This is a genomic window from Virgibacillus salexigens (assembly GCF_000723585.1).
GTDB classification, from domain to species: Bacteria; Bacillota; Bacilli; order Bacillales; family Amphibacillaceae; genus Virgibacillus; species Virgibacillus salexigens.
In genome coordinates, this window is record NZ_CCDP010000001.1 from 2,621,238 (window position 1) to 2,640,766 (window position 19,529).

The window sequence follows — 19,529 nt, forward strand, 5'->3', positions numbered from 1 at the left end:
ATAATGGAAAAGCTGAATACTTCCTATGGACAAGCAGCAGAACCAGAAATACAGCAATTCATTAATGACAATCAAGCTCTATTTAAGAACAAATTAATGCAATCCTTTCTAAAAACACAAGAGCATAGAGAGTTATTGAAGAGGGCCATTCTAACAAACACCACAAATGCCAAACGACAGCTCGATAATGCCTTTAAGGATCATCACGCAGAAATACGATTAATTAGCCAATTGTCCAATACGGTAAGAAGAGAAGCAATCCGCTACGATCAAAAAAGAAAACAAGATTGTAAAAGACAGCAAAGCATCTTAGATCAACCTATTACCCACGATCTGAATTCTGACATAACCAACGTAGAAATATGGGAAGATCCACGAATAAAGCCTTTGGATGAAACAATTGTTGAACGGGATAACAAATTAGAAAACAAAGTTGAAAATCCTGCACTATATCAAGCTATTTGTTCTCTAACAACAAAACAAAAACACATTATCGAAGCTGCATACGTATTTGAGATGACTGATACACAAATAGCAGCCAAAGACAATGTATCTCAACAGGCCGTTACAAAGACAAGAAATAACGTCTTAGCGAAGCTAAGAAGAAAATTACTCGAAGATAAGACGATGCTTTAAGCCTTCTCTGATCACTTTTCACTGTTTTATTTAAATAAACGTTTAAACGATAGGAGAGATAGCATGGCTAAATTGGTAGATCTAACAAAACAAGCCCAAAATTCAGATACAGCAGCCATTTCTATTATTTTGGAAAGGTTCGAACCAAAAATTAAAGCATCTTTACAACAAACACCGATACAAGAACAAGCTGATCTATATCAGGAGCTAAGAATAAAGTTAATTGAAATGGTACGGGAATTCGATTTTAATAAGACATACAATTTCACTGAATTTAAGCAGAAACAATCCGAATTCAAACACTAAAAACTAGGAAAAGCAGAAAGATCTCGACAGCTAGAACTCCTAGTGGTAGTGGTTGAATGGTTTCAATTAAAGAACAGTTACCGATCAAAATAGAAAGGTACCCTTCCATCTAGCTACCCTAGCTGGATGGAAGAGGATCATTTCTATGACTGGAGGGCGCGAACGCGAGAATCCTGGGAAAGACCCAGCGATTTGATACCCCTGTATGTTAGGTTTCACAATGAGTCCCCACCGTTCTCTCGCGGAAATCGGTTGTTCACGCCTAATCGTCCAGAGAAAAAAAGCTTGTAGAAAACACAGGAGTTTCTCTACAAGCCGTAATTATTCTTCCATCAGATGCTTAGTTTAATCATCATACCGTGCGGAAAAAGCTTAACTTCAAACGAAATTACCCAAAGATATTACTTATTAATTGTACATCTGCTTCAGATAGAGCAATCTCTGCTGCTCGCTTGTTACTAAGTACTTGCTCGGGACGTTTAGCACCAGGAATAATGATATCTACGGAAGGACGAGTAAAGTACCATGCGAGTACGATATGCACAACCTCTTCTCCATAAGCATCAGCTATTTCTTTGAGTTGAGCTACTTTTTGCAGATTTTCTAGAAACTTCTCCCCTTGAAAGTTCGGGTTTTGCGCACGTAAATCTGAAAACACTGTATTTTTATCATATTTCCCAGCCAATAAGCCTGATTCAAGTGGGAAATAAGGAATAAATGTAATATTTTCATTTTCTGTATATGGGAAGTAATGCTTTTCTGGATCGCGTTTAAGTAGATTATATTCTGCTTGTAAAACATCAACATATCCATCTTTATTTGCTTCCTGTAACTGCTCTGGAGTAAAATTGGAAACACCAATGGAGCGAATCTTTCCTTGATCTTTTAATTCTTTTAATGCACCTACTGCTTCATCTTTCGGGGTATCATTATCAGGAAAATGGATATAGAATAAATCAATATAATCGGTTTGTAGTCTACGTAAACTATCATCCACTGCCTGCTTTAGAAAAGCTGGAGAATTATCTATTAAGGTGTCCTTACCTGCAAATTTATGGGCACCCTTTGTAGCAAGAACAATATCATCTCGTTTATATTCCTTCATCACTTCACCAATTAGTTCTTCGGAACGCTCAGGCCCATAAATAAACGCTGTATCGAGCATATTTATCCCATTATCTAACGCAGTTCTAACAACATCTTTTCCCTGTTCTTCATCTAACATATTCGGATAAATATTATGACCACCTACAGCATTGGTACCTAATCCAATTGGATACACTGAAATATCAGATTTACCCAATTTCGTAAACTTTGCCATGTATAAAACCCCTTTTCCCTATATTTTCGCTAACATTACAAATGTACCACGAACAAAAAAAATGAAACATTATATAACTTGAAACATTTCATCAACATCAAAAAGCAATTCATGTAAAACATGAACTGCATTAGTTAGAATCAGACTATTTATCAATAATTTCGGATAAGAAGCTTCTTCCTTCTGCAGTTGGAGGAAGGTGAAAGAATTCACAAAATGTAGCACCGACATCAGCCATTGTATTCCTCAGACCAATCGTTGTTTTCTTAACCTTTTCACCGAAGATTAAAATTGGTACATACTCCCTTGTATGATTGGCATGACCGATCGTAGGATCGTTTCCATGGTCGGCCATAACAATTAAAATATCATCTTCTCGCATTAATGGAATAAATATATCAGATAACCATTTATCTGTTTCATTTAATAGATCACAGTACCAATCCACATCTTGTGCATGCCCCGCCAAGTCTGTTTCTTGGATATTTACTAGAAAAGCTGCGTCTTCCTCTTCTCGCTGATAACATTCACCAACATAGTTAAGTAAGTTGCTTGTATTGACAATCGGATTGGCTGGACCTTCTCCATGCAGTACATCCGCTGTTTTTCCTAAACGATGCACCGTTATACCATGATTAGCAGCAATTACTGGAAACTGTTTTTCAATTTCAACGCCATACCCCATGTGAAAAACACGATAACCTTCCCCATACACATTTGCTTTTGGTGTATTTACGCCCCATTGACCTCTATGCTTTTCTTCTACGCAAGCTAGAATATGTTCAACAGATGTATACGGTCCGCCAAAAGCGATAACACGCGTGGTATCTACATGCGCTCTCACCACCTGTCCTAGTTTTTTCACTTCTTTAAAAGGCAGTTGTTTAAAATCCGCTGTTATATTAATAATATTTCCATAAGCTGATTCCAAATTATCGGCAACTACGGCAGCATTATTGACTAATAAAATAGGACAATTGGTAAATGGATATGCAACATGATAACCTGCATTCTCTAATGCTGTCTTTATATACGAGTGGATATCTTTCATAAGCCTTTTAGTAGATTTTTTCGGACAACTTCCAGCTATTTCTTGGTGACCAAGATACGTGTCCGCGCCATGATGGGCTAATTTGGAATAACCATAAGCTTTTTGCGGAGCAGGCTGATTATCAACGAGCGTCCCTATGCCAGCCCCATACATATAAGGGATTTTTAAATCATCTTTTTTGGCTTTACGTATATGGTCGAATGTATTCGCTGTACAGTCAGAGGGTTGATAATCTGTACAATCCTCCATTGCACCAATCCCAAAGCTATCAATAACAATTAATGTCATTTTCGCCATAATTGTCACCACTTCCTTTCCAGATGGATCAGTTTAGGTGTACCGGACTGTATCCCTTCTACAAGTGCCACATGAGCTCTCGTTACAAATATTTGTGTTCGAAAAGAAAAAATAACTGAATCACCGATCGCTACTTGAAAACCATCCGGCTTTTTTATCGCTCCATAATAATCGATTACTTCAGGACTATTTTGCTCAGCAGTTACATAGCGATTAAGAATAGATTCACGTTCATTTCCAACTAAACATCCCTCCATTTGAGAGCGGCCATAAAAACCCCCCGCAATAACTTGATAGTGCTGCGATGTTTCATGAGATACTTCTGTAACATAAATCATTGCAGGAATTTCTGGCAGATCTTTAAAAGCATGAATTGGTGTCGTTCCTGTTAATCCATGCCCTGGTTCACCATGAGTCACACCTCGTTTAGCTAAATAAGGGATGGTTTCAATACTTGTTCCACTGGGGCCATTGACTTGTCGAACGGTGATTCCCTTTTCTTCGAGTATTTGTTTTGCTGTTAGTAATGTTGTAAGGTTGGCAGTAGCAATCATTTCACGCTTGGTATCCGCTAATTGCAAATTAGGAAAAGTAGTTACGCCGATGATTCGAATACCAGGTAATGGAAGTATTCGGTCTAGTTCTTGTTGCAGATCCTCTAATTGAATTCCACCTTCTTGGGATTCATAGATGCTGTCATCTTTTCCAACCACTTTTAATAAGATATCTTGCTTTTTTCCCACTTCTACTGCTGCATCTGATAATTGTTTGCCACGTTCGTAGGAAAAAATCGTGACAACTTCTGGATCCCAGCTCAAAACCTCTTTCCACTGATGCTTTCCTGGTTGTACTAAATGTCCAATATTCCCTATTGCTATTCCTTGATCAGCTAGTATTTTCCCTTCGTCAAAATCAACAGCTACCGCTTTTTTTATGCCGTTTTCTTGAATGAATTTTGCAATTTGCGGGAGTCGGCCAAGTTGTTTGCTCATAAAGTATAATTCCATTCCATATTGCTTCGCAGTATCTGCTATCATACGAGTATTTGTCTTTAGTGCATCTACATCAATGACATACGTATTTGGTGGAATCATTCCAGATTGATGCAAGGAAAGCCCAGTAAATAATAGTTCTGGATTTCGTTTCATTGTTGTTCGCAAAAACATAGAAGCACCCCTCCTTGATTTATTGCTTATTGACTGTTTTTATTGCTTTATCTAAAATATGAATAACGGTGTATGCTCCTGATTTCATCGGATTGATACGTAATCCAAATTCTTTTAACCGCGGCTGCGCTTCAATAAAGCTGCTAGAAACACGATAGATCATAGGAATTATTTCATATTTTGACTCAGCTCCAACAGGATGAGTAGCAGCACCAAGTAGATTGCTCTGTTGAATTACTTCTTCCGCAATTGGCTGTTCCAATTCAACAATGACATTTTTCGACTGTGCATTGCTCATATAAGCAGCTGCAATCCCTTTAATTAAACCCTCATTTAATTGTTTACAAAGCTCTTCTACTTGCTCATTTTGAGTTGCAAGCGAAACTGGCGCGAAGGTCATCATCCGGATTAGTTCCATTGCTTCATAACCTTGTACCTTTCCGCCGCCAGAATAATTCTTCTCCTGCAGCATATTAATCGCTCCTTGCTTTCCTACAATAACTCCAATCCCTTCTGGACCTAGTAATTTAAATCCTGAAAATGTAGAATAATCAGCTCCATACTCTATTCCAATACCATAAGTTTTCAACGCACAGTAATTATCATCTACCACAATAGGAAGTTCTGGCCGTATATGCTTCACCGTTTGAATCACTTTCTTAAGTTGATACGTATCGGTTGGCTGTTGTCTTGCATGTTGAATGTAGAAAACTTTACATGTATGATCAGTACTCAATGCATCCTCTATAGCGGATAAATCATTATAATTAATCGGTACCGTTTGAATCCCTAGTAGACGAATCGTCTCCTTTGTTGTTGTATAAACAGGGGCTGTATGAATAAACATGCTATCCCCTGCTTGAAGGAGCATACTTAAAATATTCCGAATTGCTCCCGTACCGGCACCTCGAACGAGTGCGGCTTTTTCCGTATCGAAGAAATCAGCAATGACACGCTCTGCTCTTTCCGTCTGTTCCGGTTTCTTATAACGTGGAGCAACACCGAGATCACCCATTGATAAAAATTGATGACCAGTAAAGTGCTTACTCATACAATGAACAAATTTAAATTGTAATTGTTGTGCTTCTGGAACCGTTAAAGTTGGTAGAACGGATGAAGCATATTTTAATGCAGCTGGTTTATAAGCCATGATTACCGCTCCTTTATGGAAAATGCATTCGCTGGATTATTGATAAGCAAATCTGAAATCACGGAATCACTCACTCCGCGCTCTTTTAATGCAGGAATAAACGTATTTAACACAAGATCATATCCTTCCCCGCCAAACTTACGCCAATGGGATTTCCGTGTTAGGTCTGCGGATAGAAGGATTTGCTTATGGAAACCTCTTTCAATAAAATCTATCAAAAAATCTAAACGCTCTTTATCTGGCCGATAATTATTCTTACCAATCGTGTCAAATCCAATAAACACTCCAGATGAAAGTACATCTAAAACCATTTCTTTATCCGGATTCAAATCTTGATGGCCGATGATGATCTGTTCTTTGGATACTCCCAATGCAAAAAACAAGTCTACTTGTTTACTCCCAAGCGTTCCTAGAGATGTATGAGTGGATATTGGCAATCCTGTAGCCAAACTAGCCATGCCAGCTCCAATAATTAGCTCTTTTTCAATTGGTTTGATTTCATTTATGCTGGTTCCTACTTCCCCAATTACTCCAGGGAAAACTTCTGTCCCTTCAACTCCTTCTTCACATTCCTTTATAAAATGTGCAGCAAATTGATTCCGATTCCACCCTTCAGCATATTCGGGAATGAAGGGGTCTTTATAAAAGCCTGTACATGTCACAATATGAACACCAGAAGTTTCACTTAATCGAACCAGTCTTTTAACGTCTCTTCCCATCCCATCATTCGTTAACTCGATCATGGATTGGCCTCCAGCTTGATGAAAATGCCCTAGCTCTTCGATCATCACTTGTTCATCATCCAAAATCGTGTCAGGATCACCTTTTATTCGTGATAGATCAATAGAGAGATGTTCGTGTGCTGCACATACTCCTAATGCTTCTTTCGCAATTTTCCCTCGAACTGTTTGTATCATTAACGATCACTCCTATGCTGTTATTAGGAAACTTGCATTATTCCTAGTAATACGAATATATTTGCAAGCACACCAACTGCAATGGCACCAACTGGGCCAACCGCCATTCGGACAATAGGACGTCCTGCGACTTCATTTAGCAGATAGAAGCCTGCAATAAAGAAAAATCCAAAACCAGGAGCAATCATATTTGCTGCATTTGCTCCTCCAATTAATAAGGCTACTTCTAACAATTTCGTCATCGCACTCCGAATGTTTTCCCCTGAGTTCCTAACGCCAGGATACTTATCCAAAAATTTGGCAATAGAACTTAACAACATCACTTCTAGGAAAATAACGATGGCACCAACGATGACTGCTACCCAAACATTCGGTACAAATAGCCCTACAACAAATATCAAGGTAAAACCGACAGGGCTGTAAACTCCAGTTGCTATTGCTGTACTGGCAACTAAAGGAATGAAGCCAATAGCCCTAGCTGCAGCTGCGATCCCAGCATCTGTTTGCTTTCCTTCAGCTAATAGATTAAGTGAAATTGGATCGCCAGCCATTAATAGTAGATTCGTAGCACCTGCTATTAATGCACCAATAATCATAAAGAAAGCAACATTCTTCTTAATCTGCTTAACCTTTTCACTAAATATAGAGGCTAAGTCAACAGAAGCAGCTTCATCTGCTTTTTCCCTCATGGCAAATGCAAATAAAAAGATCATTCCTGCAATAAGCGCCATTCCCTCTTGATTAAGTGTAACGACATTATCCCCGATGCGTAGGAACTCACTATTATTCACAAATACTGCTAACTGTCTAATTAATGCTGCTACAATAAATGTAATAATTCCTTTCTTCACACTGAACTGCATGGCCACAGCTAAAGCTGGAAAAGCCATAAAGGTTACTACTACTGGTGTTCCTACTTCTCCCATCGGTTCAAGGAAATTAACAGGTAGGTATTCAAATAACTTCACAAATCCTTCTAACCCAATTAATAGCCCCCACCCATACAATCCACCTACAATAGCCGCAACTGCTGTACCCCATTTATTCTTCGGTGTCATTAACCCGATAATATCTGTTCCAAGTAGGATACTATGAATTAAAATAATGCTAGCAGTAATGGTAAACGGGATCCCAAAGCCAACTACTAAACCAAAGCTCATTGCAAAGGCGGTTAACCCTAATTCCCTCCGTTTTAATCGACCTTCTAAATGTTCGGATACGATCGGTCGAAGACCATCATTAAATACAGCAATATTCATATTGGCTAGTACAGCTGCAACTGCCCCAATTAAAATCACAAACATCATTTCCATCTTTTTCCCCCCCTTTCTATGCTTTATTCTTTATACTTGATAGAATCATAGGTACAGCAACTTCCGTATGATCACCGGTAAAACCAAATGCTATCTTTCCATTACGTACTGCCTCATCTACTTTAGAAGCATCTGGCTTTTTACCTGGCATAGAAACTGTTTCACATTTGTCTCTGCCAATCATAGCAATTGCCATGGCAAGGGCTCCCCCTCCTCCAGTATGACAAGCACCAAAATAATAATCCGCCTGTCCTGTCTTCATCGCCATTGCTGCCTCCAAATCAGATTTAACAGACGTATCTATGGAAGGATCGATATCCTTAATTAATGCTTCGATCGTTTGCTTCTCTACTTGTCCACCAATAATTATTTTCATTTTTCTTTTCCTCCTTTATTTATGGATATGACATTGGTGTAATGCATGTACAGAAATTCTTTTTCTTCTTGTGGAAGCTCGTTCCCCCATTCTTTTTCTACATAACGGACCTGTTTTTCCGCTTCTCGATAATGCGTAGATCGTCTAATTTCTTCGATAATTTCAGGTGCGGGTGCTTCCATTGTTTCTCTCTTTTCTATTCGTGTTAATGCGGAAGGTAGATGTGTGAAAAGCATCTCTGATTGCTCTAAATCATGTAGCTTTAGTTTATCTACTAAATATTGAAATGCAGCTGAAGTTGTATAACTTGCTTGTTTTGAAATAACATCTCCTAGAACGAGAATCTGCAACCTATCTTCCAGCGTATGAATATTCAATTCTTATCCCCCTTTTTTAAAATACAGTTTTTTGTATATTGATGATAAAAAACCACCACGGTTAATAATGTGGCAGCTTTTCTTTCTTAACTACCTTTTGTTGTATGTCTAAAATGACATCCTTATCTAAACCCGAAATGTAATCTTTTACTTCATGTCGATCTTTTTCAATTAATATCACTGAGGTAGAAGCTTTGACCGATACCTTTTTTGCCTTCTCCGATTTAAAATCACCTATTTGAAACCTTCTCTTAGAACGATTTTCATCTGCATTCCATACTGCAGCATCAATATCTCCATTTAATAACATATCAAATAGCTGCATGTAATTTACAGGTACGAATTCAACTTGAAGGTTTTCGCACTCTAATAATGTAATTTGTGATTGATCTACAGAAGTATAATCGATCCCCACCTTCATCCCATCGCTTATTTGATTATTCAGATTACCTGTAAAAAATATTTGGTGGGTAGAAACATAGGTTTGAGGTCCAAAATTTAAGGCAATTTCTAAGTTTTCATCATTAACAATTTCTTGTTCGGCAGCTAATTCGGACATAATGGCAAAATCAGACCTTCTAGATTTCAATGATTCTAGCCGCTGTTTTGATCCCCTCATATAAGCTAAATCAATATTTGTTAACATAGATTCAGAGGCTTCAATCAATCCTGTAGCTAATCCTTCATACATCGAAGAATATGGTAAGGGCATGGCGCCAATTAATGATCCAACACCTGCAATTTCTCTTAATAATATAATGTCTTTTTTCCGTAGGAATGTTCCCAAATGACCCCTTGGTTCTAGACGAATAGCATGTAAATTTTCTAAAACCTTCAGGGCTCCTTGAACCGTTCCATTACCAATATCTAATTCTGCTGCTAAGTCGCTTACCTTAGGTACCCTCTCGCCTTCTTCTATATATAGCATTTGATATGCAATTTCTTTGGCAGCAAGTCCGTTTTTTGAAAATAAACTTTCCCAAATTCTAGTCATAGTTACTCCTTTTAAAATACAAAATATTGTATATTGTAATTATAGCGTTTACAAAAAATGTTTGCAATACTTTTTTCGTTTATAAAAACCAAACGAGTAAGCCGACCAATAAGAAATACATAGAATTAGGCAAAGCCAAAAACATTACTCTAAGTGGGTTCACTTTCTGATTTAATATCCCTCCAATTAACCCACATATTACAAAAGCCGTAAGCCCAACTGGTGGCATATTCTGTCCAGCTGCTGCAATATGAGAAGCTCCTAATGCAATTAGGGTAGGATCGACATGCATATTTTCTAAAATTGGGCCAAGGAATGTAATATTAACCGTTTGTGCAGTTGTCTGAGAGCCTGTCATCATTCCCACAATTACAACAGATAGCATACCACCTATTTTAACCATAGAAGTAGACAATTCCTGTGTCATAATCGCCATTTGATCGATTACTCCAGATGCATAAAATACTCCAACCATCATACCTGCACAAATTTGAATTTGCACCGTTTGATGCACTCTGATTATTCCGTCTTTTACTATTTTTTTGGCTTGGTTTCGAACATTTGTAAAGAGGAAACTCACGATACTAGCTACAATAATTGCAGATACTACTGGAAAAGTAACGCCTTGAATAATTGGTACTTTCATTAATAATTGTGAAATCATTGATAAGACTGGGAAATTCGTAAAGATATTATAATTAAAAATGGCATGCGTTAATACAATGATTAGTAGGACAAATAAAGGAATTAACGTAGTCCATCTTGCCTCTAAGAGTTGACCCAGCGATTCAGTTGGGATTAGGTCATTCGGCAATTTTTTATTTTTAACAAATCGAATGGATTCAATTACCGCAATGATTGCTCCTACACTTACCGTCAGAAAAGCTAAATGTAGTACTGGAGATGGATCTGTATTTACAAGCGAAGCTGACAAAAACACACCTTGTGTAATCGGTGGCATAATTGATCCTATCGATGACCCTAGTAAGATAATCATCCCAATTTGTTCTGGCTTCAGACGTAACTCTGACAATGCATGTATAACAAGGAAACCAATTACTGTAGCTGCGGCAATAGCATCACCTAATAACGAACCCGCGAATATTAATGTCATAAAAATAGCAATGATTAAACCTCTCGAAGACCGACCAAAGATCGCCCTTAAACTGAATAACGTCGTATCCACAGATCCTATTTTCACTTGTGTTTCGGCATAGATACTTCCAAAGATGGACAACATGATTACCCATGCCAAACGATCAATTCCATCAACCATAGCCACAAGCATTCCCCAAACAGTTAATTCAGAAATAATAGCAGATGAAATAGTGGCAGCAAGTAAAGCAACACGGATATCACCGCCGATTTTTGGTATTTGCTTTATTAAAGCAATGCCGAACAACAATCCTAACGGAATAATAATCATCAACATGTTAAATCACCTCTGATAATATATATGATTTATTATCAGAAAAATTAAAATTAAATCCGATGTAGAACGTTTCATATGACTGACAATATACTACTACAAGGACTTTTTTTATTATCCAAGGAGGTACGGAACAACAATGACGGACACTCGTGTCTTAATTGGTTCGCCAATTCATCAACAGCATCCCATTTTACAGGAATTCCTAACGGCGTTAACCGAAATTAAGAATACTACCTTTTCCATTGACTACTTATTTATCGACGATAATACCGATCAGCAATCCATTCATTTACTAAGAGAATTTTCAGATCATACACCTCATCAAACCAAAATCCTGAAACCTTCCCACATGAATCATCAAGGGTATGCAAGGGATGAAAATACTCATATCTGGAATCATCAAGCAATTTGGAAAGTAGCAGCATTTAAAAACCGTATCATCGATTATGCAATAAAGGAAGAATACGATTATTTATTTCTTATTGATTCTGACTTAATCATTCATCCAAATACAATTAAGCACCTGATTCAGATGGAAAAAAATATTATCTCCACCATCTTTTGGACGAAATGGCAACCAAATACGAATCCACTTCCGCAAGTATGGATGAAGGATGAATATACATTATATCCATCTGCTTTAGGCGAACAATTATCTGATGAGGAAAAAAATAGACGCAGCATGGAATTTATTAATACGCTTAAAAACCCAGGAACGTATGAAGTTGGCGGATTAGGAGCTTGTACCTTAATTCATGCAAATGCATTAAAAAATGGAGTTAATTTTAACCCCATTCAAAACATCTCCTTTTGGGGAGAGGACCGACATTTCTGTGTTCGAGCTCAAGCGCTTGGTTTTCAATTATTTGTAGATACCCATTATCCAGCATTTCACATTTATCGTAGTTCTGACCTAAATGAAGTGCAAGAATATAAGGATGAAAACACAGTTCGTATTAGTCCAATTGAAGTAAACGAAATCTTGTCTAACCGAACAGGCAAAACTAAAAATAACAAGCTTACACTTTCGATGATCATGAAAAATGAAGCATCACGTTATTTAGAACGTATTTTAAAAATGCACCGCAATTATATTGATGAAGCAGTTATCATTGATGATGGAAGCGACGATGATAGCATTGCCATTTGTCAGAAGCTATTGGAGGGAATCCCATTACATCTTGTGCAAAATCATGAGTCAACATTTTCCAATGAAATTGAATTACGAAAACAACAATGGGAAGAAACCATTAAAACCAACCCAGATTGGATTTTAAATTTAGACGCAGATGAACTTCCTGAAGCAGCGTTTACTACCGAAGTAACCAATCTAATGAATCAATCAGATATGGATTTATATAGTTTTCGACTCTATGATATGTGGGATGAAGAAAACTATAGAGAAGATAAGTATTGGAAATCTCATCAATCTTATCGGCCGTTTCTCCTCCGTTATCAACCTCATTTTGACTACAAATGGCAGAAAAAACGCTTGCACTGCGGTAGGTTCCCAGCCAATATATTTCATTTGCCTAATACGACTTCATCTTTACGAATCAAACACTTTGGATGGGCAGATGAAGAAGAACGTGCGATAAAATATAAACGGTATTTACAGCTTGACCCTAAAGGTGAGTTTGGATGGTTGGCACAATACCATTCGATTCTTGATAAACAACCAAAACTAATAAAATGGGAAGAAGATAACACGAAACACTAAAAGGTCCCAATAGTATGGGACTTTCTTATGTAATAGTATGTTGAAGCCGTGAGAGCTTTAGAGATGTAAGCCATCGCTGATAAGATGGATCTCGGTCAATTAACCCCTCAACTAATTCACCTGTTACTGGAGCCAATGCGATGCCATCTCCTTCATGCCCAGTAGCGATAATAAATCCTTCCATCTCTTCAATCTTATCGATAATTGGTAGACCATCCCCAATAAATGGGCGGAAACCAACCATTGAACGGATAATTCGCGTAAAATTTAACGTAGGAACGATCCTGCTAGCATGCGCTGCTATCATAGAAATAAGTTTATGATCAATGCTTTTTTCATAGCCTTTGAATTCTCGACTACTTCCAATTAGGAGATTACCACTTTCTGTTTGACCAAGTGAGAGTCCAATTCCATATGGAGGGAGTTCTGTTTTAGTTTGCTGGGAGAGGTGTTTTGCGGCTAAATAGTCAGAGCATAAAACATTCCCTTGCACGATTGGTTTGATCTTTTCAGAGATGAGGATAACCCCTCTTCTCGGGATCATATGTAAATGTACATTTGCCATACCTGCAATGATAGGAGCGTACGGTCCAGCTGCATTTATGACTAACTTAGTAGCAAACCTCCCCTTTGTAGACTTCACTCCTTCTATCCTATCATTTTTACAAATTATATCAGTAACTTCTGTATGTGTATGGATTTTCGCGCCTCTTCGTTTAGCTGCTTTCGTGAACGCTTGTGTTAATAACAATGGATTAACCTCTGCATCCTCTTTACAATAGGTAGATGCAAGAATGTTCGGTGATAAACATGGTTGTCTTTCTAACGTTTCCTGTTGATCTAAAAGATCTATTTTAAGACCTGCTTTCTTTCGACTTTTCGCATATTTTTTCATAAAAGAGAGGTGTGACTCCTTGTTAATTACTACCATCCCTCCACTCGGTTTGAAATCAATGGGTGCATCTAATTCTTGCTCAAGATATGCAAAACGTTTTCTACTGTGTCGTGCTAATTCCACTGCAATATCAGCTTTCTTTGATTGAAGGAAAATGGCTTTATCACAAGCCCCCGAAGTCTGAGCTCCTATATCTCCTTTTTCAAGAAGGATCACCTTCCTATTGGCAGCAAGATGATACGCAATAGATGTACCAATTACTCCTCCACCAATGACAATAGCATCAGCACTTTCCATGATGATCATCCCCCCATCCATACGTTTATTCTAATTGTTTCCAGAGTGTCTTCACCTTTTCCCTGCCTTGCCCGATATTTGCTTGAAATGAGAAAACAGCTCGGTCCCTCTCATTCTCTACTCGCTTTCTTGCTTTGCGAAGGATATTACGACTGCTCTTTAATTTTCCTAGTTTTGAACTGACTGCAGTACCTGCAAGTTCCCCTTGTGCCATTGCTACCTTTGCGCCTTCTATACCAGTAATATTTCCAGCAATAAAAATCCCTGGTTGGCTCGTTTCCATCTCTCCATTATATAAGGGGATTTCTCCTCCTAAAGAAGGAATATAACTCGTTGCGCATCCTACAGCTTTCGCCAAATCTAAGAGTGGATATAACCCCCCTGAGAGACACACACAATCAACATTTATTATTTGAGACTTTCGCTTTATCCGACCACGATGATCATAGGATCCAATATTTATTTGTTCCACTTTATCTTTCCCTATGATGTCCGTAATTGTTTTTTTTAGATAAATAGGGACACCCCCTATCTTCATTCCACTTTTCGGATACAATGCAGTAGCAATTGTCTGTATTCTGTTACCTTGAACCAATTTACCCATCGTTCTCAACCAAACATTTGGAGCTAAGTGAGAAAGGTTCGATAATTCCTTCATTACTTGTTTTGGTTTTAAATCAATACCTGACTCAGGAGGAAAGAGAAAGATTCCAACAACATCTATCCCGCCTAATTTCATTGCCTGTGCTACCGTTAACGACAAGGCATCTATTCCAATGATAGCTGCTTTTTCACCAGGCTTAATTCGATGAAAATTAGTTAATACTTGAGCAGCACCTATTGTCATTACTCCTGGTTTTGTCCACCCTGGTACAGGGACAGACTTTTCCGCAGCGCCAGTAGCTAAAATAATATTCTTCGTTTCTAGTAATTCACCTTGATCTAACATAACTTTCCAGTTTGGATCGATTCCCCAAACCTCTCTTTCATAAAAACAAGGGATACTTAGTTTATTAATGGTACTAGCCAAGTTTTCAGCAACCTCTTGACCAATCCACCAATCCCCTTTTCCATCTTGATGTAACTGGCCGTTTAATTTCCCACCAGGTATAGGTTGTTCATCAATAAGGGCTACATTAACTCCATGCGAAGCTGCTTTTATTGCAGCGCTCATCCCTGCAGGTCCAGCCCCAATTACTACTAGATCATAGCTCATAGCGTTGTACCTCGCTGCGATTCAATACACATATTATTTTGCACACGTTTCATACAAGCGCGTACGCTTCGCTCACCATCCACTGTGACACGACATTCATAACAATGGCCAACCCCACAGTATAGGCCCCTTGCTTCATCATGTTTCTCCGAATATCGTAATGTACGTATTCGATTTGCAAGTAATGCGGCTGCTATCGATTCATTTTCAAATGCCGAATATTTAACACCATTATAAATAATCGTTATTACTTGCTGATCTAATGATTTTAATATTGGATGCTTTTCTATTCTCATCATTTAGCATCCTCCTGATGACGAGCTAAATCAACTAGTCGGACCGGACGGATTATCGTAGAATACGATGGTTCTATAACGTTAATACCGTCTTCACCATGATCTTGTTGTACGATATCGTTAATGATTTGCCGGCACGTTCTTCCCTGACAAATTCCCATACCAGCACGTGTTGCTAATTTTACTGCTTTCATTGTTCCCGCACCATTCTCTATGGATGTTATAATTTCTCCATATGTGACTTCTTCACATCTACAAATTATTGTATGCTCTAAGATAATAAAACCTCCTATAAAGAAACTGTCATAAGGGACAATCGTACATTGGTAAACTAATAAAGTGAGACTATTAGTTTATGAAACATCACGAACTACATCATCGTTCTGTTTTTATTTATTTTATGATACTTATTTTGAAATTAGAATTTTATAAGAGAGGTGTTTTTTATGAATACAAATAAGCATGTAATGTTATTAGGAGGGGATGAAAGGTATTTACATGTCATTGATTCCTTAGCCAAAGCAGGGATACGAATTTCATTAATTGGATATGAGCAACTGTCATTTAATGAACCCAATATTCAACACGTTGGTTTAGACAATGCGGATTTTTCTAGTTTACGTGCAATTATTCTACCTGTAGCTGGTACGGATCTAAAAGGAAAAATAGAAGTAACCTATTCCGATAAGCAGGTTTATCTTACGGAACAGCTTGTTTCATGCACACCTAAACAATGTGTTATTTATTCAGGTACGGCAAACCAATACTTACAACAAATAGCGGATGTTACAGATCGAAAGTTAGTAAAGCTTTTTGCCAGAGACGATATAGCTATTTATAATTCAATTCCAACAGCCGAGGGTACATTAAAACTTGCCATTGAACAATCGGATGAAACGATACATGGCGCTAATGTTTGTGTATTAGGATTTGGAAGAGTCGGAATAACTGTAGCTCGAGTTTTTTCTGCTGTCGGTGCAAATGTTTCGGTGGCAGCTAGAAGTTCAGCTGCAGTTGCTCGTATTACAGAAATGGGCTTTCATGCTATTCCACTGAATCAACTCGAAAAAGCTATTGGTCAAATGACCATCTGTATTAATACAATTCCTTCTCAAGTAGTTGATCAGTCAATTATTTCTGCTATGTCTCCATCAGTACTGCTAATTGACCTCGCTTCTAAGCCTGGTGGTACGGATTTTGATTTTGCATTGAAACGAGGAATCTCAACTTTTCATGCGTTGGGTTTACCGGGTAAAACAGCACCTAAATCGGCAGGGAAGATTATTGCAACTGTTCTTCTGGATTTATTGCAAAGCACATAGAATTAAGAAGAAGCTGATTTCCACAGTTCAGCTTCTTTTTATCCCTCAACTCCATTTTAAGAAAATGTTTATTTTACAACAATCTTGATTCGTAGACGGCGCCTTTTTACTAAATTTCAGTTGTAAGTCATCCGGGGTAAATCCCACTTCAACATCGGCTGTAAGGTGTAATGTTTGAATCAATCGTTTTACTTCTGCTTTATTTGACTCCTGTGCTGCTTTCATTACTTTCTCATCAAATTCTTTCGACGTAGATAATTTGTCAAGAACCATTTTCACATCATCCATTAATTTTAAGCTTTCATTTGCCGATTCATAAAAATGCGCTGGATTAACTGGAGGGAGCTCTCTTACTAACCAGCTCGTTGGTACATAATAGACATAGCTTGGTATATAATATGGTGCATAATAATACATATACTCATTCCCTTCCCAATATAACTATCCTATACTAAAACTATATGCATATAGGCGTGAGGAAGGGAAAATTTTTGAACAACATCCCCATAAAAAAAGGATTGCCCATATGGGAATCCTTCCTTAACAAATATGGTATTGTTATTTTGCTACGACTCCACCGTCTACAGGTAATTCTACACCAGTAATATGATATGCTGCATCTGAAGCTAAGAATAATACTGCTTCGGCAACTTCAATGGGCCTACCCAATTGTGGTAATGCTGTTTGTGAAAGGAACCATTGTTTCATATCCTCTCTTTCAAAAAACGTTGCACTCATTGGGGTCTTAATAAAACCTGGATGTACCGAATTCACACGAATATTATCCTTCCCATAATCAACAGCCGCAGCTTTTGTTAACATTCGAACGCCTCCTTTTGAAGCTGTATAAGCGCCCGCTCCTTGACTACCAGTTAAACCTGCAATTGAGGAAATATTAACGATTGAACCGCCCTTATTTTCACGCATATGTGGTACTGCCAGTTTTATTCCTAAGAATGTGCTTGTAAGATTTATATTTATAATTTGATGCCAACGTTCTAGCGTTAATTCTTCCATTGGTTCAGGTTGTGAAATTCCTGCATTATTAACTAACACATCTAATTTCCCAAAAGCATCCATTGTGGACTTTATTACATGTTTCCAATCATTTTCAGAAGTTACATCATGAGTTAAAGCCAAGGCTTCCCCGCCATTTGATTTTATCTCTTTTACCACTTCTTTTACCGCATCTTCTTGAATATCAGAAGCAATCACTTTCGCCCCTTCTTTAGCAAATAAGAGTGCTTCTTCACGCCCCATTCCACTTCCTGCTCCGGTGATGATCACGACTTTTTTATCTAATCGTCCCATTTTCTTACCTCACTTTTTAAATAATTTAATGATAGATTAACTATCATCACGATAACTATATTGTAATACGATTATCCTAAGGTGCCAATTAAACTGCTCAAACCAGTCCAACAAATTGACGAATAGCATTTAGTTTGCTACATTTTAAAATGATATACATAGAAGAGATCATCTAAGGATAAGGAGATTAGGATATGAATCCTCAAGATAGATGGAAACAAGAACGCTTAGACGGTAAGCTTAAACGAAAAAATAATATTATCCAAGCAGCTGAAAAAGTTTTCGCTGCAAAAGGGTTTGAAAACACGACCATGCAAGATATTGCTGATGAAGAAAATATTGGTATAGCAACAGTGTTTCGTTACTTCCCCAAAAAAGAAAAATTAATTGTAGCTGTAGCAATTACTGTTGTAGAGAAGTATATTCCAGTGTTTGAATCATTTGCTAGTATGAATGGAACTTGTATAGAAAAATTGGAGGCCATGTTCGATTTTTTTACATCGGAAATTCAATATGAGAAATTGGAAAACACTCAACTGCTGGAAGTTTTTAAAAGCTATGCATCCTTACAATCGGAACCACTCGAAGATATCAAAGCCTATAACACGTCTCAGGCTAAAATTTCTTCCATATTGGCAGCCATTATCGAAGAGGGAAAGCAAGACGGGTCTATCCGTACGGATATTTCAGTCCATGATGTATTAACAACTATAACCAATACCTTTGGCTTGTTTTCAAGGAAACTTCTATTATATGAACGTATTCCCTTGTTAAAAGGTGATCTATCTGCCGATAAACAATTAACGATTCTCAAACACATTTTCTTGGACTATTTACAACCAAGATAGAAGTGATTGAGACTCACAAAAACCAGTAGCTCTAATTCGAATCCTCCGTTCATTCTTTAACGGCAATCTAACCCCCTCTGTTTTTCTACGGGTGCAGCTAAATCGGGTAAGCAAAAAATACTTACCCGAGTAGCTCTTCGAAGTCTAGCACTTCCATTCCGTCGAATGCAAACACCCTTTCATAATACGAACAAAAAAATCCAAACCACGATCCGAATATACCTTCGTATATGCAGATAATAGTTTGGATTACGCTTGATCTAAGCTCCTTTCGCCTTGACCTTCTCT

At 37.8% G+C, this 19,529-nt stretch carries 21 protein-coding genes; 5 read left to right on the forward strand and 16 right to left on the reverse strand.

The features are described 5' to 3' along the window. The first annotated feature begins 3 nt into the window (after nt 1-3). Nucleotides 4-636, forward strand: a complete 633-nt coding sequence (locus tag BN990_RS12635; protein WP_021291791.1) for a sigma-70 RNA polymerase sigma factor region 4 domain-containing protein — start codon at nt 4-6, stop codon at nt 634-636. A 63-nt stretch (nt 637-699) separates the two neighbouring features. Beyond that, the gene (locus BN990_RS12640; RefSeq protein WP_021291792.1) at nt 700-942 is read left to right on the forward strand and encodes a helix-turn-helix domain-containing protein; all 243 of its coding nucleotides are present in this window, start codon (nt 700-702) and stop codon (nt 940-942) included. Between the two features lie 388 nt (nt 943-1,330). On the opposite strand, the gene BN990_RS12645 is transcribed toward BN990_RS12640, so the two are convergent. The 10 genes from BN990_RS12645 to BN990_RS12690 form a co-directional block, all read right to left on the reverse strand. After that, nucleotides 1,331-2,263 carry an aldo/keto reductase gene (locus tag BN990_RS12645; RefSeq protein WP_021291793.1) on the reverse strand — a complete coding sequence of 311 codons (933 nt, stop codon included), beginning with the start codon at nt 2,261-2,263 and terminating at the stop codon, nt 1,331-1,333. Between the two features lie 145 nt (nt 2,264-2,408). Then, entirely contained in the window at nt 2,409-3,611 is a 1,203-nt protein-coding gene (locus BN990_RS12650; RefSeq protein WP_021291794.1) for a phosphopentomutase, read from the reverse strand. Between the two features lie 5 nt (nt 3,612-3,616). Beyond that, complete coding sequence (locus BN990_RS12655) at nt 3,617-4,777, reverse strand: alanine racemase (protein WP_021291795.1); 1,161 nt, start codon at nt 4,775-4,777, stop codon at nt 3,617-3,619. A gap of 19 nt (nt 4,778-4,796) precedes the next feature. Beyond that, nucleotides 4,797-5,927: an aminotransferase class V-fold PLP-dependent enzyme gene (locus BN990_RS12660; RefSeq protein ID WP_021291796.1), complete on the reverse strand. Its 1,131-nt coding sequence runs from the start codon at nt 5,925-5,927 to the stop codon at nt 4,797-4,799. Nucleotides 5,928-5,929: 2 nt separating this feature from the next. Next, the gene (locus BN990_RS12665; protein WP_038244616.1) at nt 5,930-6,844 is read right to left on the reverse strand and encodes a phosphotriesterase family protein; all 915 of its coding nucleotides are present in this window, start codon (nt 6,842-6,844) and stop codon (nt 5,930-5,932) included. 23 nt (nt 6,845-6,867) lie between these two features. Further along, nucleotides 6,868-8,157 (reverse strand): YhfT family protein, encoded by a 1,290-nt coding sequence (locus tag BN990_RS12670; RefSeq protein ID WP_021291798.1) that lies wholly within the window; start codon nt 8,155-8,157, stop codon nt 6,868-6,870. Between the two features lie 16 nt (nt 8,158-8,173). After that, nucleotides 8,174-8,533 (reverse strand): DUF2620 domain-containing protein, encoded by a 360-nt coding sequence (locus BN990_RS12675; RefSeq protein WP_021291799.1) that lies wholly within the window; start codon nt 8,531-8,533, stop codon nt 8,174-8,176. Beyond that, complete coding sequence (locus BN990_RS12680; protein ID WP_021291800.1) at nt 8,530-8,910, reverse strand: PRD domain-containing protein; 381 nt, start codon at nt 8,908-8,910, stop codon at nt 8,530-8,532. The genes BN990_RS12675 and BN990_RS12680 overlap by 4 nt, the downstream gene beginning before the upstream one ends. 61 nt (nt 8,911-8,971) lie before the next feature. Then, on the reverse strand, nt 8,972-9,904 hold the full coding sequence (gene yhfZ / locus BN990_RS12685) for a GntR family transcriptional regulator YhfZ (RefSeq protein WP_021291801.1): 933 nt from the start codon (nt 9,902-9,904) through the stop codon (nt 8,972-8,974). A 79-nt stretch (nt 9,905-9,983) separates the two neighbouring features. After that, nucleotides 9,984-11,336 (reverse strand): TRAP transporter large permease subunit, encoded by a 1,353-nt coding sequence (locus BN990_RS12690; protein ID WP_021291802.1) that lies wholly within the window; start codon nt 11,334-11,336, stop codon nt 9,984-9,986. A 136-nt stretch (nt 11,337-11,472) separates the two neighbouring features. On the opposite strand from BN990_RS12690, the gene BN990_RS12695 reads away from it, so the two are divergent. Further along, nucleotides 11,473-13,056 (forward strand): glycosyltransferase family 2 protein, encoded by a 1,584-nt coding sequence (locus BN990_RS12695; RefSeq protein ID WP_021291803.1) that lies wholly within the window; start codon nt 11,473-11,475, stop codon nt 13,054-13,056. A 25-nt stretch (nt 13,057-13,081) separates the two neighbouring features. On the opposite strand, the gene BN990_RS12700 is transcribed toward BN990_RS12695, so the two are convergent. From BN990_RS12700 to BN990_RS12715, 4 genes are read right to left on the reverse strand one after another with little or no spacing between them, the layout of a single operon-like run. Beyond that, on the reverse strand, nt 13,082-14,248 hold the full coding sequence (locus BN990_RS12700; protein WP_021291804.1) for an NAD(P)/FAD-dependent oxidoreductase: 1,167 nt from the start codon (nt 14,246-14,248) through the stop codon (nt 13,082-13,084). A gap of 25 nt (nt 14,249-14,273) precedes the next feature. Next, nucleotides 14,274-15,464, reverse strand: coding sequence for an NAD(P)/FAD-dependent oxidoreductase (locus BN990_RS12705; protein ID WP_021291805.1), 1,191 nt, complete (start codon nt 15,462-15,464; stop codon nt 14,274-14,276). After that, nucleotides 15,461-15,763, reverse strand: coding sequence for a (2Fe-2S)-binding protein (locus tag BN990_RS12710; protein WP_021291806.1), 303 nt, complete (start codon nt 15,761-15,763; stop codon nt 15,461-15,463). Before BN990_RS12710 ends, BN990_RS12705 begins: the two co-directional genes overlap by 4 nt. Continuing rightward, a complete protein-coding gene (locus tag BN990_RS12715; RefSeq protein ID WP_081674785.1) occupies nt 15,760-16,077 on the reverse strand; it encodes a (2Fe-2S)-binding protein in 318 nt (105 codons plus the stop codon). Before BN990_RS12715 ends, BN990_RS12710 begins: the two co-directional genes overlap by 4 nt. A gap of 129 nt (nt 16,078-16,206) precedes the next feature. Here BN990_RS12715 and dpsA point away from each other — a divergent pair, with 129 nt between their 5' ends. Further along, nucleotides 16,207-17,082, forward strand: coding sequence for a dipicolinate synthase subunit DpsA (dpsA, locus tag BN990_RS12720; RefSeq protein ID WP_021291808.1), 876 nt, complete (start codon nt 16,207-16,209; stop codon nt 17,080-17,082). A gap of 45 nt (nt 17,083-17,127) precedes the next feature. Here dpsA and BN990_RS12725 read toward each other — a convergent pair whose 3' ends face one another. Together BN990_RS12725 and BN990_RS12730 are read right to left on the reverse strand one after the other, a co-directional pair. Then, nucleotides 17,128-17,499, reverse strand: a complete 372-nt coding sequence (locus BN990_RS12725; RefSeq protein WP_021291809.1) for a hypothetical protein — start codon at nt 17,497-17,499, stop codon at nt 17,128-17,130. 141 nt (nt 17,500-17,640) lie between these two features. Further along, nucleotides 17,641-18,393 carry an SDR family NAD(P)-dependent oxidoreductase gene (locus BN990_RS12730; protein WP_038244621.1) on the reverse strand — a complete coding sequence of 251 codons (753 nt, stop codon included), beginning with the start codon at nt 18,391-18,393 and terminating at the stop codon, nt 17,641-17,643. 194 nt (nt 18,394-18,587) lie between these two features. On the opposite strand from BN990_RS12730, the gene BN990_RS12735 reads away from it, so the two are divergent. Then, nucleotides 18,588-19,241: a TetR/AcrR family transcriptional regulator gene (locus tag BN990_RS12735; RefSeq protein ID WP_021291811.1), complete on the forward strand. Its 654-nt coding sequence runs from the start codon at nt 18,588-18,590 to the stop codon at nt 19,239-19,241. The last annotated feature ends 288 nt before the right edge of the window (nt 19,242-19,529 follow it).

What these genes read in the sequence shown, in the direction of transcription:
- BN990_RS12695 (WP_021291803.1), top strand. Translation starts at nt 11,473, where the DNA reads ATGACGGACACTCGTGTCTTAATTGGTTCGCCAATTCATCAACAGCAT.
- BN990_RS12705 (WP_021291805.1), bottom strand. Translation starts at nt 15,464, where the DNA reads ATGAGCTATGATCTAGTAGTAATTGGGGCTGGACCTGCAGGGATGAGC.
- BN990_RS12660 (WP_021291796.1), bottom strand. Translation starts at nt 5,927, where the DNA reads ATGGCTTATAAACCAGCTGCATTAAAATATGCTTCATCCGTTCTACCA.
- BN990_RS12730 (WP_038244621.1), bottom strand. Translation starts at nt 18,393, where the DNA reads ATGGGACGATTAGATAAAAAAGTCGTGATCATCACCGGAGCAGGAAGT.
- BN990_RS12690 (WP_021291802.1), bottom strand. Translation starts at nt 11,336, where the DNA reads ATGTTGATGATTATTATTCCGTTAGGATTGTTGTTCGGCATTGCTTTA.
- yhfZ (WP_021291801.1), bottom strand. Translation starts at nt 9,904, where the DNA reads ATGACTAGAATTTGGGAAAGTTTATTTTCAAAAAACGGACTTGCTGCC.
- BN990_RS12655 (WP_021291795.1), bottom strand. Translation starts at nt 4,777, where the DNA reads ATGTTTTTGCGAACAACAATGAAACGAAATCCAGAACTATTATTTACT.
- dpsA (WP_021291808.1), top strand. Translation starts at nt 16,207, where the DNA reads ATGAATACAAATAAGCATGTAATGTTATTAGGAGGGGATGAAAGGTAT.
- BN990_RS12670 (WP_021291798.1), bottom strand. Translation starts at nt 8,157, where the DNA reads ATGGAAATGATGTTTGTGATTTTAATTGGGGCAGTTGCAGCTGTACTA.
- BN990_RS12635 (WP_021291791.1), top strand. Translation starts at nt 4, where the DNA reads ATGGAAAAGCTGAATACTTCCTATGGACAAGCAGCAGAACCAGAAATA.
- BN990_RS12725 (WP_021291809.1), bottom strand. Translation starts at nt 17,499, where the DNA reads ATGTATTATTATGCACCATATTATATACCAAGCTATGTCTATTATGTA.
- BN990_RS12735 (WP_021291811.1), top strand. Translation starts at nt 18,588, where the DNA reads ATGAATCCTCAAGATAGATGGAAACAAGAACGCTTAGACGGTAAGCTT.
- BN990_RS12640 (WP_021291792.1), top strand. Translation starts at nt 700, where the DNA reads ATGGCTAAATTGGTAGATCTAACAAAACAAGCCCAAAATTCAGATACA.
- BN990_RS12710 (WP_021291806.1), bottom strand. Translation starts at nt 15,763, where the DNA reads ATGATGAGAATAGAAAAGCATCCAATATTAAAATCATTAGATCAGCAA.
- BN990_RS12665 (WP_038244616.1), bottom strand. Translation starts at nt 6,844, where the DNA reads ATGATACAAACAGTTCGAGGGAAAATTGCGAAAGAAGCATTAGGAGTA.
- BN990_RS12700 (WP_021291804.1), bottom strand. Translation starts at nt 14,248, where the DNA reads ATGGAAAGTGCTGATGCTATTGTCATTGGTGGAGGAGTAATTGGTACA.
- BN990_RS12645 (WP_021291793.1), bottom strand. Translation starts at nt 2,263, where the DNA reads ATGGCAAAGTTTACGAAATTGGGTAAATCTGATATTTCAGTGTATCCA.
- BN990_RS12650 (WP_021291794.1), bottom strand. Translation starts at nt 3,611, where the DNA reads ATGGCGAAAATGACATTAATTGTTATTGATAGCTTTGGGATTGGTGCA.
- BN990_RS12675 (WP_021291799.1), bottom strand. Translation starts at nt 8,533, where the DNA reads ATGAAAATAATTATTGGTGGACAAGTAGAGAAGCAAACGATCGAAGCA.